General features: G+C 62.4%; 19 protein-coding genes. 6 read left to right on the forward strand and 13 right to left on the reverse strand.

Features of this window, described 5'->3' with window-relative positions:
• Nucleotides 1–61: 61 nt before the first annotated feature.
• Nucleotides 62–268 carry a hypothetical protein gene (locus X730_RS1000000166055; RefSeq protein WP_081731547.1) on the forward strand — a complete coding sequence of 69 codons (207 nt, stop codon included), beginning with the start codon at nt 62–64 and terminating at the stop codon, nt 266–268.
• Between the two features lie 234 nt (nt 269–502).
• Here X730_RS1000000166055 and X730_RS154515 read toward each other — a convergent pair whose 3' ends face one another.
• On the reverse strand, nt 503–706 hold the full coding sequence (locus X730_RS154515; RefSeq protein WP_023669377.1) for a hypothetical protein: 204 nt from the start codon (nt 704–706) through the stop codon (nt 503–505).
• Between the two features lie 188 nt (nt 707–894).
• A complete protein-coding gene (locus X730_RS1000000167475; RefSeq protein ID WP_155922431.1) occupies nt 895–1,119 on the reverse strand; it encodes a hypothetical protein in 225 nt (74 codons plus the stop codon).
• On the opposite strand from X730_RS1000000167475, the gene X730_RS154510 reads away from it, so the two are divergent.
• The gene (locus X730_RS154510; protein ID WP_023823264.1) at nt 1,120–1,389 is read left to right on the forward strand and encodes a hypothetical protein; all 270 of its coding nucleotides are present in this window, start codon (nt 1,120–1,122) and stop codon (nt 1,387–1,389) included.
• Between the two features lie 73 nt (nt 1,390–1,462).
• Here X730_RS154510 and X730_RS154505 read toward each other — a convergent pair whose 3' ends face one another.
• The 7 genes from X730_RS154505 to X730_RS154475 form a co-directional block, all read right to left on the reverse strand.
• Nucleotides 1,463–1,765, reverse strand: a complete 303-nt coding sequence (locus X730_RS154505; RefSeq protein WP_023669375.1) for a hypothetical protein — start codon at nt 1,763–1,765, stop codon at nt 1,463–1,465.
• 85 nt (nt 1,766–1,850) lie between these two features.
• On the reverse strand, nt 1,851–2,393 hold the full coding sequence (locus tag X730_RS154500) for a MerR family transcriptional regulator (protein WP_023669374.1): 543 nt from the start codon (nt 2,391–2,393) through the stop codon (nt 1,851–1,853).
• A 134-nt stretch (nt 2,394–2,527) separates the two neighbouring features.
• Nucleotides 2,528–2,851 (reverse strand): integration host factor subunit alpha, encoded by a 324-nt coding sequence (locus X730_RS154495; RefSeq protein WP_006201891.1) that lies wholly within the window; start codon nt 2,849–2,851, stop codon nt 2,528–2,530.
• Nucleotides 2,852–2,955: 104 nt separating this feature from the next.
• Complete coding sequence (locus X730_RS154490; protein ID WP_023689495.1) at nt 2,956–3,927, reverse strand: beta-ketoacyl-ACP synthase III; 972 nt, start codon at nt 3,925–3,927, stop codon at nt 2,956–2,958.
• Nucleotides 3,928–3,936: 9 nt separating this feature from the next.
• Complete coding sequence (gene plsX / locus X730_RS154485; RefSeq protein ID WP_023700539.1) at nt 3,937–5,007, reverse strand: phosphate acyltransferase PlsX; 1,071 nt, start codon at nt 5,005–5,007, stop codon at nt 3,937–3,939.
• A 147-nt stretch (nt 5,008–5,154) separates the two neighbouring features.
• Complete coding sequence (locus X730_RS154480) at nt 5,155–5,703, reverse strand: DUF177 domain-containing protein (protein WP_023826068.1); 549 nt, start codon at nt 5,701–5,703, stop codon at nt 5,155–5,157.
• A gap of 15 nt (nt 5,704–5,718) precedes the next feature.
• Nucleotides 5,719–6,261: a ubiquinol-cytochrome C chaperone family protein gene (locus X730_RS154475; protein WP_023669369.1), complete on the reverse strand. Its 543-nt coding sequence runs from the start codon at nt 6,259–6,261 to the stop codon at nt 5,719–5,721.
• 115 nt (nt 6,262–6,376) lie between these two features.
• Between X730_RS154475 and X730_RS154470 the strand changes: the two genes are divergently transcribed.
• Nucleotides 6,377–6,889 carry an outer membrane protein assembly factor BamE gene (locus X730_RS154470; RefSeq protein ID WP_023669368.1) on the forward strand — a complete coding sequence of 171 codons (513 nt, stop codon included), beginning with the start codon at nt 6,377–6,379 and terminating at the stop codon, nt 6,887–6,889.
• Between the two features lie 100 nt (nt 6,890–6,989).
• Here the strand turns inward: X730_RS154470 and X730_RS1000000165270 are convergent, their stop codons facing one another.
• The gene (locus tag X730_RS1000000165270; RefSeq protein ID WP_196814814.1) at nt 6,990–8,030 is read right to left on the reverse strand and encodes a helix-turn-helix domain-containing protein; all 1,041 of its coding nucleotides are present in this window, start codon (nt 8,028–8,030) and stop codon (nt 6,990–6,992) included.
• A gap of 209 nt (nt 8,031–8,239) precedes the next feature.
• Here X730_RS1000000165270 and X730_RS154465 point away from each other — a divergent pair, with 209 nt between their 5' ends.
• The gene (locus tag X730_RS154465; RefSeq protein WP_023730859.1) at nt 8,240–9,154 is read left to right on the forward strand and encodes a LysR substrate-binding domain-containing protein; all 915 of its coding nucleotides are present in this window, start codon (nt 8,240–8,242) and stop codon (nt 9,152–9,154) included.
• Between the two features lie 58 nt (nt 9,155–9,212).
• On the opposite strand, the gene X730_RS154460 is transcribed toward X730_RS154465, so the two are convergent.
• Together X730_RS154460 and X730_RS154455 are read right to left on the reverse strand one after the other, a co-directional pair.
• Entirely contained in the window at nt 9,213–9,770 is a 558-nt protein-coding gene (locus tag X730_RS154460) for a hypothetical protein (RefSeq protein ID WP_023715398.1), read from the reverse strand.
• Nucleotides 9,771–9,845: 75 nt separating this feature from the next.
• Nucleotides 9,846–10,307 (reverse strand): DUF1772 domain-containing protein, encoded by a 462-nt coding sequence (locus tag X730_RS154455; protein WP_023826070.1) that lies wholly within the window; start codon nt 10,305–10,307, stop codon nt 9,846–9,848.
• A gap of 301 nt (nt 10,308–10,608) precedes the next feature.
• Between X730_RS154455 and X730_RS154450 the strand changes: the two genes are divergently transcribed.
• Nucleotides 10,609–11,154 (forward strand): dTDP-4-dehydrorhamnose 3,5-epimerase family protein, encoded by a 546-nt coding sequence (locus X730_RS154450; protein WP_245259899.1) that lies wholly within the window; start codon nt 10,609–10,611, stop codon nt 11,152–11,154.
• 1 nt (nt 11,155) lies between these two features.
• Nucleotides 11,156–12,154, forward strand: a complete 999-nt coding sequence (locus X730_RS154445; protein WP_023826071.1) for a glycosyltransferase family 2 protein — start codon at nt 11,156–11,158, stop codon at nt 12,152–12,154.
• A gap of 77 nt (nt 12,155–12,231) precedes the next feature.
• Here X730_RS154445 and X730_RS154440 read toward each other — a convergent pair whose 3' ends face one another.
• Nucleotides 12,232–14,373: a sodium-translocating pyrophosphatase gene (locus X730_RS154440; protein ID WP_023689501.1), complete on the reverse strand. Its 2,142-nt coding sequence runs from the start codon at nt 14,371–14,373 to the stop codon at nt 12,232–12,234.
• Nucleotides 14,374–14,559 lie beyond the last annotated feature (186 nt).

A 14,559-nucleotide genomic window follows, 5' to 3' on the forward strand; every position in this document is an offset into this window, starting at 1 on the left:
CCGGCACCGATCTTGCTCGGTGACGGCCAAATTCAGCCCGCGCAGAAAAGGAAACGAAGTCATGAAGAAGTCCCTCCTGTCGGCTCTCGGGCTGGCTTTTGCCCTGGCTGTCTCTCTGCCGCTCATCGGCGCCAGCAGCGCCGACGCAGCACCGCTGCACAAGAAGCATCACCACCATCATCATCATCACAACAAGCATCACCGCCATCACCATCACCACCACCACCACCACTACCACCACAAGAAGGTGGAGGCCAAGAAGGCCTGACACGGCCGACTTGCCCAACGGGAAGGCTGGCCCTGGAGTCCTCGCCAAGGCCGCCTTCCCGTTGGTTTTTGCCAGGCGACACGTGGAAAAGCTGAAGGCAGGATTCGATGGCGCCGATGCGCCAGAACGCGAGCAACCACAGCGCACCCCAACGAACGTATCAGGCGCAAGGCCGACAACACAGCGGTTGCCAGCTGCAGGACACCACGGGTCCCTCAATGCTGCCGGAACCCGCTAGGACGGCGCCGCGAACGCGAGCACTATTGCGATCAAAATCAAAAGCGGTCCCATCCATTTGAAATGCTTCGCGACCTGCAGCCACCATGGCTGCTGACCTTTCTGGGCCTGAAAAGGACTTTGGAGCAGCCCAAAACCAACGCCTGTCATCCACAGCCCAGCGCAGAACATGATGAACTCGTCGATGTAATTTGCGACCACGCCCGTCTCCTCCGCCGGTACCTTTGGACTGGCGTTATAGTCGCAGCCGGGAGTGGCAGAAAGCGCGGTGCCAAGTGGCGGCAATGACTGCTGCCGCCACCTGACAAGAGCCGGGCGCGGACTCGGTCTTGGCCGGCCATTTGGGCACGCCACGGTGTGACCTTCGCATGGGATGCCGCGCCGCTACGTCAGCGGCCTTCACGCGAAAATGCATAATCGATGCCGGCCCCGCCAAGCGCCGTCCGTTGGCGAAGGCTAAAAATCGACGTCGCGAAAAAACGCGAAGAAAATTCGAACCACGCATGAACCTTTGCTTTGGAGGCCGCACTAACCGGCATGGACGCCGAGAAGGCGATCCCAACACAGAAGGACGCCATGGTGGCGATCCTCGATCCAGAGAAGGAAATGCTCAAATGACCAACTTCAAGCGCTTCACGCTCGCCGCGGCCCTCATGGTCTCGGCCTTCGGTTCGGCTTCCGTTCCGACCTCGGCTTTCGCCAACGGCACGCATCCCACGGGCGACGGCGGCGCGGTTTGCAAGGGCTCCGGTCATTGCCTGGTGCTCTCGATCGAGTGCAAAGGCACCTATACCGACGCCACGGACAAGAATGGCACTGTCTATGGCAAGTGCAGCCAGACCGCGCAGGTTTCGCCGCAGGCCAAGATCAAGCTCGCCAAGTAATCGGCCGCAGATCAGGGAAATGGCGGTCGTCCGCGGGACGGCCGCCATTTTCTTTTTGTTTTCGTGAATTGTTTTAGCGCCGGCTGAGCAACAGGCTGGCGAGAAGGCCGACCACGACCAACCCAACAGCAGCGGCTGTTGCCGGACGATCGCGCGCCGTCTTTTCGATCGCCCTGCCCTGCTTCCTGATCGCCGGCAGCGCATCGCTGACAAGGTCGGCAAGCTGCCCATAATAGTCCGAAGCGGCATCGCGCCCGTCCTCGTAGTAAGCACCGCCGCGTTTGGCCACGACTTTGCGCAACGCGGCGAGCTCTTTGGAAAGGGTCGCGACCTGCTTTTCGAGATCGAGATCGGAGAGGGTCGAAAGCGATACCATGATTGTTTTTCCTTCTTTTGAGAGAAGGCCAAACGCATGGCCGCAGAACCGGTTCCGGTCTGCTTGCCCGAGGGCAGCGGAAAGGTTAGCGCACCTGGTCGAGCAGGCGCTTGCACTCCAGGAGGTCAAACAGCGCCTCCTGCAGCAAGGCCCGGTTGTCGCGCGACAGTTTCGATGCGCCAGGCTGGACCGGACCTTCCTCCTCGGTCTTGCCCAGGCCGAAAAAGCGGCGGCTGGGTTTTACCTTGGGCTGGCCGACCAGCATCTCGTCATCCATGCCGCGCGGCTGGGCGGCTGGCGTCAGCGGCACCTGATCGGCCTGCCTGCGCTGCGAGATCGCTTCGACGGCAGCCATGTCGCCATTGCCGATGGCGACCAGGAAATGGTTGCCGTTCTCGCGCAGCAGTTTCTGCACGCCCTTGATCGTGTAACCCTGGTCGTAGAGCATGTGGCGGATGCCCTTGATCAGTTCGACATCCTGCGGCCGGTAGTAGCGGCGGCCGCCGCCGCGCTTCATCGGCTTGATCTGGTTGAAACGGGTTTCCCAGAAGCGCAGCACGTGCTGCGGCAGATCGAGATCCTCCGCGACCTCGCTGATGGTGCGGAAAGCGTCGGGGCTCTTGTCCATGGGCGAAATCCTCACGCTGGACGGCGATCCGGCCCAGTCTGCCGAATCGGGTATCATTTCAGCGGTTTATGAAACAATATTCAAGCCCGGCGTCAAAACGGCCCGGCGTTTTCAACCGAAGCCTGCGGCAGAACCTATTTGCCGCCCTTGGCCTTGCTGTTCTGGTGCGAGCGCAGGATACGGCTTTTCAGCACGTTCGACGACTTGAAGGTCATCACCCGGCGCGGCAGGATCGGCACTTCCTCGCCGGTCTTGGGATTGCGGCCGATGCGTTCGTTCTTGGAACGGACGTGGAAGGTGGCGAAGGACGACAGCTTCACCGTCTCGCCGCGTACGATGGCTTCACAGATTTCGTCCAGCACGGCTTCGACGAGTTCTGCCGATTCAGTGCGTGACAAGCCGACCTTACGGTAAACAGCTTCGGCAAGGTCGGCGCGCGTAAGTGTCTTTCCCCCCATGCGACCGTCCCATCAGTTCAAAAAACATAAATCGATACAGGTAAAGGCAGAGCCTAAGTAATTGATCCGGCAAGGTCAAGGACCGAAACCGGACCGTTCGGCACTTACCAGCGAACGAGAACCGCGCCCCAGGTGAAGCCGCCGCCCATCGCTTCCAGGAGCACGAGATCACCCTTCTTGATGCGACCGTCGGCGACAGCCACCGAAAGCGCCAGCGGCACGGAAGCAGCCGAGGTGTTACCGTGCAAATCGACGGTGACCACCACCTTTTGCTCAGCAATCCCGAGCTTCTTGGCCGAAGCGTCAATAATGCGTTTATTGGCCTGATGCGGCACGAACCAGTCGAGGTCGTCGGCGGTTATGCCGGCCTGCGAAAACGTCGCCTCGATAACGTCGGTGATCATGCCGACGGCGTGCTTGAACACCTCGCGGCCTTCCATCCTGAGATGGCCGACCGTGCCGGTGGTCGAGGGACCGCCATCGACGAAAAGCTTGTCCTTGTGGGCGCCGTCGGAGCGCAGGCTCATCGCCAGCACGCCACGGTCGGCAATGCCGCCGGTGCCCTCATCCGCTTCCAGCACCAGCGCGCCGGCGCCGTCGCCGAACAAGACGCAGGTCGAGCGGTCGCTCCAGTCGAGGATGCGCGAAAAGGTCTCCGCGCCGATCACCAGCACGCGCTTGGCGAGGCCGCCTCTGATGTAGAGGTCGGCGGTGGTCACCGCATAGACGAAGCCCGAGCACACCGCCTGCAGGTCGAAGGCAAAGCCGTGATGCATGCCGAGCCGGTTCTGGATCTCGACGGCGGTCGCCGGAAAGGTGTTGTTGGGCGTCGAGGTCGCCAGCACGATCAGGTCGATGTCGGCAGGCGTAAGACCAGCATTGTCGAGCGCTGCGCGCGCCGCCGCCTCGCCCAGGGATGCCGTCGTCTCGTCATCGGCGGCGATATGGCGCTGGCGGATGCCGGTGCGCTGGGCGATCCACTCGTCCGAGGTCTCGACCATGCCTTCGAAATCGGCATTCTTCATGATGCGGCGGGGCAGCGCAGCACCGGTGCCGCGCACGACTGATCTGATCAAAGCTCTTTCCTATTCCTTTTCGTCGACGGTGGCGTCGGATTTCCTGCTTGCCTGGGCATGCGGGTTTCGCGCATGGAACAGGTCGAGATCGGCCTCGATGCGGTCGATCAGATTGTTGCGCACCATATCGTAGCCAAGCTCGATCGCTGCCGCGAAACCGTCCGAATCGGCGCCGCCATGGCTCTTTACCACGATGCCGTTCAGACCCAGGAAAACGCCGCCATTGGAGCGGCCCGGATCGAGCTTTTCGCGCAGGCGGTCAAAAGCGCCCTTGGCGAAGACATAGCCGATCCTGGCCATCAGCGTGCGGTTCATCGCGGCGCGCAGATAGCCTGAGATCTGGCGCACAGTGCCTTCTGCCGTCTTGAGCGCGATGTTGCCGGCGAAGCCCTCGGTGACGACCACGTCGACCGTGCCCTTGCCGATGTCGTCACCCTCGACGAAGCCATGATAATTCATCGAGGCCATGTTGGCCTCGCGCAGCATGCGCCCGGCTTCCTTGACCTCTTCCTGTCCCTTGATCTCCTCGACGCCGACATTGAGCAGGCCGACTTTCGGCCGGTCGATGCCGAACACCGAGCGCGCCATGCCGGTGCCGAGAATGGCAAAGTCGATCAGCTGGTGCGCATCGGCGCCGATGGTGGCGCCGACATCCAGCACCACGCTCTCGCCGCGCATCGTGGGCCAGATCGCCGCGATCGCCGGACGGTCGATGGTCGCCATCGTGCGCAGGCAGAATTTCGACATCGCCATCAGCGCGCCGGTATTGCCGGCCGAAATGCAGGCCTGCGCGCTGCCACTCTTGACTGCTTCGACAGCCTTCCACATCGACGACTTCCAGCGGCCGTGGCGCAGCGCCTGGCTCGGCTTGTCGTCCATCCTGACCGCGACTTCACAATGGTGGAACTCGCTGACCTCGGCCAGTTTGGGGAATTTGGCGAGTTCGGGGCGCACCAATTCCTCGCGCCCATATATGACGAAGCGGATGTCGGGACGCCTGACGGCGACCGTCATGAGTGCCGGGATGACCACGTTTGGCCCGTGATCGCCACCCATGGCATCGATGGAAATCCTGATCACGCGGTCTTTATCTCACTAGCTTGGGCCAGGGCACATGGCCCGCGAAAGAAATACGAAACTCGCGAAATTCAGGGGCTCGCGAAGGTTCGGCGAAAATAGCGGTTTTGGGCTGCCGCACAACCGGCTTTTCTCCGATCGCTTTGTGTTTTAGGATTTTCCAAGCAAGGATCGCAGCTTTTGCTGGAATTCATTCTCGACGGACTCGTTCGGGCCGGCGGCATCGAGCGAGGCGCCTGCCTTGCGCGGATAAGGATCGATCGCCAGCCCGAAGAACTGTTCGGCGAGCGCGCCGACGTCGATCGTGTCGCCGGAGAATGTTTCCGGGCCGTCTGGCCCGTCGGCGTCGAGCAGGATCTCGCCGCCGCCTTCGAAATCTTGCCGTCCGAGTTTGGATTGTTCGGGCAAGAACAGCGCCTCGACCTCCTCGTCGATATGGGCCGCGACCGGCTCAAGGGTGACGATGCAGGCCTGGGTGATATCAGCCTCGACGCGGCCGCTGACCTTGACGCCATTGCGCTTCCACGGCGCCACCAAAAGCTCAGCACGGTAGTTTTCGACCGAAAGCAGCTCGTGCTCGCGCGCAAGCATTGCGCGCTGCGCGGCGTCGGCGTCGATCACCACCTGCAAACCTTTGTGCGGCAGGCGGCCGACATTGGCCGCAAATGAGACCGGGCTAGGCGTGTCCACATGTTTCATCTTGGTCTCCCCTCCTCACTCCGCTTTCGCGACGGGAAACGCCACGGCACCGGAAACGATCGATTCGGACGGCTGTGCTTCAAGCTGCCTTGCGGCATCGATTACATAGGACGCCAGCGGCAAGGCTTGCGGCCAGGCGCCGGCATCGGGTCTGACATTGCGCGCCAGGGCGGCAGCAAGCGCGTCGCGGTCGCTGCGTTCCAGCGCGTCGTCATAGGCGGCGGTACGGCCGTAGAACATTTTGGCCAGCCTCTTCATGCGCTTGGGCACGCCGACATCGCCAACGCCCAGTTCCCGCAGCGAATGCTCGACATCGAGAAAGAACTCGTCGATCAGCACCTGCGCGACCTCATGCGCGACGCCCTCTTCGCCGCGGAGCCGGTGCTGAAACAGGAACATATGCAGCGACAGCATCTCGAAACGGCCGAGCGGCGTATCCGGCACATTCCAGTGGGAATAAAACACGGTCTGCCGCGCCGCCGCCACGATTTGTGCGTAAAGCGCCTCGGTGATAGCGCGGTTGGCGTTGCGTTCGCGGCCAAAAAGGCGCTGGAACATTGAGGGTGGTCTCCTGGGGACCGATTGTTTGAATGGGCCTTGTTGCATCGGCAAGCAAGCTGGTTTACCGGTTTTGCCGCCCAGCGCAAGTTGCGGCCAGCTAATGGAGTTGTTGTTGCGCGCGCTGAAATTCAAGTCGACTTTTCTGCCTGGGGCCACCGCCGCGGTTTCGCTGGTGCTGGTGGCTTCCGCGCTGTCGGGCTGCAATTCGTCCAAGATGTTCGGCGACCTTAACCCTAGCGAGACGCTGACGCAGGGCTATGTTATCGACCAGCAGGCGGTCGATTCGGTGCCGGTGGGCTCCAGCCGCGAACAGGTGCTTCTGGCGCTCGGCACGCCATCGACGAAAGCCACCTTCGACAATGAGGCGTTCTATTACATTTCGCAGACGCGCAAGCGCTATGTCGCTTTCGACAAGCCGCGCCTGGTCGACCAGAAAGTGCTCGCGGTCTATTTTGGCGAGGACGGGCGCGTCACCCAGATTGCCAATTACGGTCTGAAGGACGGCAAGATTTTCGACTTCATCTCGCGCACCACGCCGACCGGCGGCAAGGACCAGAACTTCCTCAGCCAGATCATCAAAGGCGCCAGCAAACTGGCGCCCCCCATTCCGGGCGGCGGCGCCTAAGAAGCGACCGCCTTCCTCAGATTTTTGCTTCCCCCGAAGCGACACCTTCTCAGGCGACCAAAAGCCCGCGGGAGCGATCCTGCGGGCTTTTGTTTTGAGGTCATGCGGCCGCAACACCCGTCGCGCTTTGCCGCGCGTGGCCTGTTCGGCCGCCGGGCTCCAGCGAGGCGCGGTGCACAGCCGCACTCTGCCGCGCTTCCGAAGGCGTCATGCCGAAATGCCGGCGGAAGGCGTGGTTGAAGGTCGAGAGATCGCCGAAGCCGGCGTCGAAGGCGATGGCGCCGATGGTGCGGTGTGCCAGGCGCAGGTCGGATAGCTTGCTGCAAACCAGCGCCAGCCGCCGGCCAAGCACGAACTGCGACAGCGAGGTACCCTCACCCTCGAACAGCTTTCTGATATAGCGCGCGCTGACGCGGTGGCGCCCGGCCAGCGCGTCGGACCCGACATCGCCGGAAGCCAGATTGCTTTCGATATCGGCTTTGATGGCGCGCAGCCGCGCGGCGCGTATGCCGCGGCCTGCGGCGATCTCGGTGGCGTCCTGCGTTGCCCCGACCACGACCGCGACAAGGTCCTGTATGTGCTTGGCGGCAAGCCAGCGCAATTCGGACGCGGCCAGGTTCGGCTCCTGCATCAGCAGACGGACATAGCTGGTCAGCAGCAAGAACTTTTCGCCCACGCATGACATCGGCGTCATCAGGGCGGCATCCGCATTCGCAGCCATGGGCCCGAACGCTGCCTTGGGGATGGTGATGAAGAGATGATGCGACATCGCCCGCTCGATCACATGCGGATCAGAGGAGGACAGAAGGATTGCCTGGCCGGCCTCGATGCTGGCCTCGCGGCCGAGATGCGAGAAGGTGGCAGCGCCCTCCAGACACATGAAGAAAATGTAATCATCGGTCCCCTTGGCCACGGCGCGGGAACGGATGGTGCGGAAGGCGGTGGTCCTCGAATCGGCAATGCCGACGCCCGGCAGCCGCAGGATGGTCGCGTCGACGGAGAGCTTTTCCTCCGTGACGTTAAAATCCATGTCGGTCACCATCCGGCGCAACAGGTCGCAATAGACGTTTCGCCATTCCGCTCGCGGCCACATGGCGGTCGAAAAGCGCGCATGCGCAAACTCGGGGGGTCGAATAGTCATGGGGTACTCCCAAGCGATTGTCTTCATTTCACTGTCGTTCGTAAGTCGAGGCTCGTTCCATGAACGGCCTCTCATCCGACGGCGGCAATCGGGGGGCAGTGGATGGCTACAATGATTTGCGCACTTGGACAAAAGACTATTTACGAAGCTATGGATGAGCTTTGTTCATTCATGCTAAGGAACCCATGGGCGGGATCGGGTAACGGCAAATGACAAGACGGCTTCCACAACTGGAATCCATTCGTGCTTTCGAGGTCATTGCCCGGCTGGGCAGCTTCAAGCGCGCCGGCGATGAGCTGAATGTTACCCCAAGCGCGCTCAGCCACCGCATCGCCGATCTCGAAGCCGATCTCGGCGTGCTTCTGTTCACCCGCCATGTCCGCCGCGTCGAACTAACGCTTGAAGGCGAAAGATTGTCCGCGGGCGTGCGACGCGCACTGCTGGAAATCCAGAGCACGATCGCGAGTGTCGCGCGCAACGAGCGCACGAGGCTGAGGGTCACCGCCATTCCTTCGCATGCCGTGCGCTGGCTGGCCCCGCGTCTGCACAGGTTTCGCAAAAAGCATCCCGAAACAGAGATCGACATCAATGCGGATCTTGCAGTCGTCGACCTTTCGCAGCGAACAGTCGACATCGCATTGCGTTTCGGCGGCGGACACTATCCGGCCGTCGAGACCGAATGGCTGATGGCAGATGCGATCTTTCCTGTCGTCAGTCCCGACTATCTCGCCGCCAACGGCCCGGTCAGAGACCAGCACGATGTGCTGCGACTGTTCCGCATCCTCGACACGACGGCCGAAAATGACGAGAGTGGCGCCAATTGGCGCCACTGGTTCGAGAGAAACAATCTGCCGCTGGATACGGTTGGCGACGGCATGAATCTGAATGGCACCTTGTTGGCGGTCGAAGCGGCGGCGAGCGGTCTGGGCGTCGCCATCGCGAGGAAGTCGCTGGTCGAGAGCGATTTGCGCACCGGCAGGCTCGTCCGCCTCCTGACGACGGACATACCGACGAACTGGAACCACTACGTCGTCGTCCACCCGTCCATCTCCGCCTGGGAGCCTGCCAGATCGTTCATCAACTGGCTGAAGGCGGAAGCCGGCGACAACACCGGCGACGGTTGACCTCGGCGGCCGTCTAGGAGCTCTCCTCGGGAGGTCAGCAGAAGGCGCCCCCCGGTGCTCAAGGACTCATTGCACCGGCCGGTTGCTCATCCTTGCGGCCCGACTGGTTCGCGGCCTTGGCGGCAAGCGCTGCCGCCATCTGGCTCTCCAACTCGCGCAGCTTGGCGTCGAGTGTCGCCATGCCACCCCAGCCGAATGTCGCGCGGTACAGCGGTGCGATCTCGGGCGTCAGGAATTCGACGAGGGTTTCGTCCTCGACCCAGACCTTGAGCACCTTGAACAGGCGCGCATCGATCAGCTCGTTATGCCAGCCCATGCGGGCGGCAATGCCCTGGATGGTTTCGGTCGAATTGGGCGTGCTGAGCAGCACATGCGAGCCGGAGCGCAGGCGCATATTCGGATCGAAGCCGATGCCGAGCGGCGCTTGCTGATCCAGAACCGTGCCGCACGGCAGGATTTCGATCAGCGAGCCGAAATCGTCGCCGAGGCAGACGAACCATGCTCCCTCAGGAAATGGCGGCGACGGCGCACGAACCGCAGTGGCGACAAGCATTTCGGCAAGGACGCTGGCGACGGCCTGCGGATCGCGGGCGTTGAATGAAGCGTGGTGCAGCATGGCAATACTCCTGTTTTCAACGGCGGCGGCCGGCAGAAGTGCCGACCCATGGGGTGGCGTTCCGCAAAAACTGAATCATCGGCTGAGCGTCAGGATGACCGCGGCAAACAGGCAGGCGTATTCGGCCAGTCCACGCACAAGGCGCAAATTGTGGTTGGCCGCCCAGTTGTCGCGGGTCTGCGCCCAATCATCGGGGATGGTCACCGGCGTCCAGCTCTGCACCTGTTTGTTGAGCGGCACCTGACGGCTGACGGTGAAGCCAATGTCGATCACCACCAGCGCCGCGGCAACGATGGTCAGGATGCGCGGCAGGCCGGCATCGACCGCAAACATCGCCATCGCCGCGATCAGCACCAGCGTCGTCAGCCTGACGAACGGCATCACCCGGGTAAACGTCCGGTCGCGCATCTGATGCATGGCCATGTACTGGCCGGCGGTAAGATCATCGATGCGAAAATCGTGGATTACGCCCGAGACGTAGATGCCGGCAATAATTCCAGCCAGCGCAAGCGAAGCCGCCATCAAGAAAATGTCCATGTCTTTTCCCTGCCCGAATGTCGTTTCCCTGGCCAAAATCGCCGCAGAGGCGAGCCCGACACCGCGTCGATCGCAATGTCCTGGCCAATGACCGGGGTATTAAAGCAGGCGAACGGTCCGGGCTTGGGTAGGATGGAACGATGTTTTGGGCAATGCGGCCCTCCGATTGCGTCGGAAACATCAAGTGCCGTGAGATCGAAACCTATCAGCAAACCTTGACGCGTGCTTGCCAGCGACCGGTCAAATTCGTATCAGACCGTGCTGGCCAATGGCGCATCACGCTGAATTGGGAGGAGCATCCGTGCCGGAAAAAACCCGGACAAAACCGACAGGCTGGATGGCGACCGGAACGGCTGACGGCCAGGTGGTCACGCCTGACTGGATACCCATCGAGCCGGTGGCGATCGATGGCGTGAGGGTCAAGGAGATCAGGCCGGTCGCAACCTCCACCGGCTATCTGACCGAGATCTTTCGCGAGGAGTGGGAGCTCGATTCGGAGCCGGTCGGCCAGGTCTTCCAACGCACCTTGTATGCCGGCGCGGTGACTGGCTGGCATGCACACGCGGTGACCACCGACCGGCTGTTCTGCTGCGTCGGCAGCGTTCGCATTTCGCTGTTTGACGGACGCAAGGCCTCGCCGACCTTCGGCGCCGTCTGGCACAAGATTATCGGCCCGTTGCGCCCGGCGGTCGTCATCATTCCACCCGGAATATGGCACGGTGTTGTTTCGCTCGGAGCGGAGACGGCGGTGCTGCTCAACCTCGTCGACAAGGCCTATGCCTACGATCAGCCCGACCATTGGCGCCTGCCGCCAGACACCGACCACATTCCCTACAGACTGGTGTAGCGTGGAAGCATCGGCGCAGCGCGATCAGGCCGGCGGCGAACCGCTGGTTTCGATCGTGGTCGCGACGCACAACCGGCCGGCAGCACTGCGGCAGGCATTGACCAGCGTCATGCGCCAGACGTTGCAAGGCTGGGAAGCCTTGGTCATCGGCGACGATTGCAGGCCGGATACGGCGGCCGTTGTCGCTGAATTTGACGATGCCCGCATCGTCTACATCGATCTTCCTGTCAATTTCGGCGAACAGTCCGGTCCCAACAATATCGGCTTTGCCAGGGCGCGTGGCCGCTTCGTCGCCTTGCTCAACCACGACGATCTGTGGTTTCCCGACCATTTGGCGGCGATGACCGGCTGGATCGACGCCTCGGGCGCCGACGTGGTGCTGGCGCGCGGTGCCGTCATCCAGCCGCCGTCGGCGGCCGGCAATCCTGTCAATTCGATCTTCGGGATCGGCAAGGATGGTTTTTACGACCCCGTCACGACGGAAGGATTTGGCTCAGCACACATGTTTCGCCGCGCTTCGTTCAGCCTGCTCGGACCTTGGCGACCCGCCAGCCAGTGCTTTTGCGAAAGCTCGCAGGACTGGCTGTTTCGGGCATGGCGAAAGGGCGCGGTGATCGCGACGATGCCGCACCTCACGGTGATCAAGCTGCATTCCGGCATACGCAAGGGTTCCTATCTCGGCGACAATGCGCAGGAACAGAAGGATCTTCTGGACGCCATGCAGACGCCGGACGCCTTGCGCGTGAAAATCCTTGGCTGCGCGGGCGAACCCATTCGCCTGGCGGCATCGAGTTATCTCAGGCGCAGGCTGATGGCGGCTCTTGGCATCCATCCCCGCGCCCGCGCCTTCCGCCGCAAGTATAAGCGAGGCGCCTTCCTTGCCAAGCTGCGGCGCCTGCGTGGCCTGGCGCCGATGCCTGAGCGCGAACCTGGCGTGAGCGAATTGCTCGATCGCTACAGCAAGCGCGGCGATGCCGGCACCGAGCCGGATGAGGGTTGACTGCCACCAGCGTAAATCTCAAACAAAAACCCGCGGGATCGCTCCCGCGGGTTTGTTCCTGAAGCAGTGGCGTTGCCTTAGCCGTGCGCGAGCACGGCCAGCAGCAGAAGCGCCACGATGTTGGTGATCTTGATTGCCGGGTTGACCGCCGGGCCGGCGGTGTCCTTGTAGGGATCGCCAACCGTGTCGCCGGTGACCGAAGCCTTGTGCGCTTCGGAGCCCTTGAGGTGCTTGACGCCGTCCTTGTCGACAAAACCGTCCTCGAACGACTTCTTGGCATTGTCCCAGGCGCCGCCGCCCGAAGTCATCGAGATGGCGACGAACAGGCCGTTGACGATGACGCCGAGCAACGAGGCGCCGAGTGCCGCAAAGGCGGACGCCTTGGAGCCCGAGATCAGCTGCACGCCGAAATAGACGACGAGCGGCGCCAGCACCGGCAGCAGCGAGGGGATGATCATTTCGCGGATCGCCGCCTTGGTCAGAAGGTCGACGGCGCGGGCATAGTTCGGCTTGGAGGTGCCGGCCATGATGCCCGGGTCCTCGCGGAACTGCTTGCGCACCTCCTCGACGATGGCGCCCGCCGCGCGGCCGACCGCCGTCATGGCGATGCCGCCGAACAGGTACGGGATCAGGCCGCCAAAGATCAGGCCGGCGACAACATAGGGATTGGAGAGGTCGAAGGAGACATCGCCCATGCCCTGGAAGTATGGATATTTGTCGCCATTGGCGGCAAAGAACTTCAAATCGTTCGAATAGGCCGCAAACAGCACCAGCGCGCCAAGACCGGCCGAACCGATGGCATAGCCCTTGGTCACCGCCTTGGTGGTGTTGCCGACCGCGTCGAGCGCGTCGGTGGAGTGGCGCACTTCCTTGGGCAGGCCGGCCATTTCGGCAATGCCGCCGGCATTGTCGGTGACCGGGCCGAAGGCGTCGAGGGCGACGATCATGCCGGCAAGGCCGAGCATGGTGGTGACCGCGATCGCCGTGCCGAACAGGCCGGCGAGCTGGTAGGTCGAGATGATGCCGCCGACGATGACGATTGCCGGCAGTGCGGTCGATTCGAGCGACACCGCAAGTCCCTGGATGACGTTGGTGCCGTGACCGGTCACCGAGGCCTGGGCGATGGAGTTCACCGGGCGCTTGTTGGTGCCGGTATAGTATTCGGTGATCACCACGATAAGACCGGTCACAACGAGACCGATCAGGCCGCAGATGAACAGGTTCTTGCCGATGATGGTCATGCCGGCGACGGTGCCGACCTCGCCCCAGCCGACGGTTGCCGAGGTAGCGACACCGAGACCGACGATCGACAGCAGGCCGGTGACGATCAGGCCTTTGTAGAGGGCGCCCATGATCGAGCCGTTGGAACCGAGCTTGACGAAGAAGGTGCCGACGATCGAGGTCAGGATACAGGCGCCGCAGATGGCGAGCGGATAGAGCATCGCCGCACCCAGAGCGGCGGTTCCGCCGAAGAAGATGGCAGCCAGCACCATGGTGGCAACGACGGTCACCGCATAGGTCTCGAAGAGGTCGGCGGCCATGCCGGCGCAATCACCGACATTATCGCCGACATTATCGGCGATGGTGGCCGGGTTGCGCGGATCGTCTTCGGGAATACCGGCTTCGACCTTGCCCACGAGATCGCCGCCGACGTCGGCGCCCTTGGTGAAGATGCCGCCGCCCAGACGGGCGAAGATCGAGATCAGCGAAGCGCCGAAGCCGAGCGAAACCAGCGCATCGATGACGATGCGGTCATTGGGCTGCAGGCCCATCGGGCCGGTCAGAATATAGTAGTAAATCGACACGCCGAGCAGCGCGAGGCCAGCCACCAGCATACCGGTGATGGCGCCCGACTTGAAGGCGATGTCGAGACCGGCGGCGAGGCTGTTGGACGCCGCCTGCGCGGTGCGCACATTGGCGCGCACCGAGACGTGCATGCCGATGAAACCGGCGGCGCCAGAGAGCACGGCGCCGATCAGGAAGCCGACCGCGGCGGTGATCGAGAGCAGCCACCAGGCGAGCACAAGCACGACCACGCCGACGATGGCGATGGTGGTGTACTGGCGCGCCAGATAGGCTTGCGCGCCTTCGCGGATGGCGGCGGAGATTTCCTGCATGCGTGCGTTGCCCTGATCGGCTGCAAGAACCGATCGTGTCGCCCAGATGGCGTAAAGGATTGAAAGCAAGCCGCAGGCGATGACGGCAGAAATGATGGTCATTGCCGAATTTTCCTCGATTGATGGCCCAAAAGAACCCCTCCCTGGGCCGTTGGTGCGGGGAGCGGATAAAGCCTAGGCGGAATCCGTCCTTCGCAGCGGTGTATGCGAAACAGGGCTCGGAACGTCAAGATATTGTTCGGTTTTTGCCCCGCTTTCAGCCAAAAGTTTAGGCCAGAACATTCCCGT

This window comes from Mesorhizobium sp. L103C131B0 (assembly GCF_000502275.1).
Taxonomy (GTDB): Bacteria; Pseudomonadota; Alphaproteobacteria; order Rhizobiales; family Rhizobiaceae; genus Mesorhizobium.

What these genes read in the sequence shown, in the direction of transcription:
- X730_RS1000000166055 (WP_081731547.1), top strand. Translation starts at nt 62, where the DNA reads ATGAAGAAGTCCCTCCTGTCGGCTCTCGGGCTGGCTTTTGCCCTGGCT.
- X730_RS154510 (WP_023823264.1), top strand. Translation starts at nt 1,120, where the DNA reads ATGACCAACTTCAAGCGCTTCACGCTCGCCGCGGCCCTCATGGTCTCG.
- X730_RS154505 (WP_023669375.1), bottom strand. Translation starts at nt 1,765, where the DNA reads ATGGTATCGCTTTCGACCCTCTCCGATCTCGATCTCGAAAAGCAGGTC.
- X730_RS154500 (WP_023669374.1), bottom strand. Translation starts at nt 2,393, where the DNA reads ATGGACAAGAGCCCCGACGCTTTCCGCACCATCAGCGAGGTCGCGGAG.
- X730_RS154495 (WP_006201891.1), bottom strand. Translation starts at nt 2,851, where the DNA reads ATGGGGGGAAAGACACTTACGCGCGCCGACCTTGCCGAAGCTGTTTAC.
- X730_RS154480 (WP_023826068.1), bottom strand. Translation starts at nt 5,703, where the DNA reads ATGAAACATGTGGACACGCCTAGCCCGGTCTCATTTGCGGCCAATGTC.
- X730_RS154475 (WP_023669369.1), bottom strand. Translation starts at nt 6,261, where the DNA reads ATGTTCCAGCGCCTTTTTGGCCGCGAACGCAACGCCAACCGCGCTATC.
- X730_RS1000000165270 (WP_196814814.1), bottom strand. Translation starts at nt 8,030, where the DNA reads ATGACTATTCGACCCCCCGAGTTTGCGCATGCGCGCTTTTCGACCGCC.
- X730_RS154465 (WP_023730859.1), top strand. Translation starts at nt 8,240, where the DNA reads ATGACAAGACGGCTTCCACAACTGGAATCCATTCGTGCTTTCGAGGTC.
- X730_RS154460 (WP_023715398.1), bottom strand. Translation starts at nt 9,770, where the DNA reads ATGCTGCACCACGCTTCATTCAACGCCCGCGATCCGCAGGCCGTCGCC.
- X730_RS154455 (WP_023826070.1), bottom strand. Translation starts at nt 10,307, where the DNA reads ATGGACATTTTCTTGATGGCGGCTTCGCTTGCGCTGGCTGGAATTATT.
- X730_RS154440 (WP_023689501.1), bottom strand. Translation starts at nt 14,373, where the DNA reads ATGACCATCATTTCTGCCGTCATCGCCTGCGGCTTGCTTTCAATCCTT.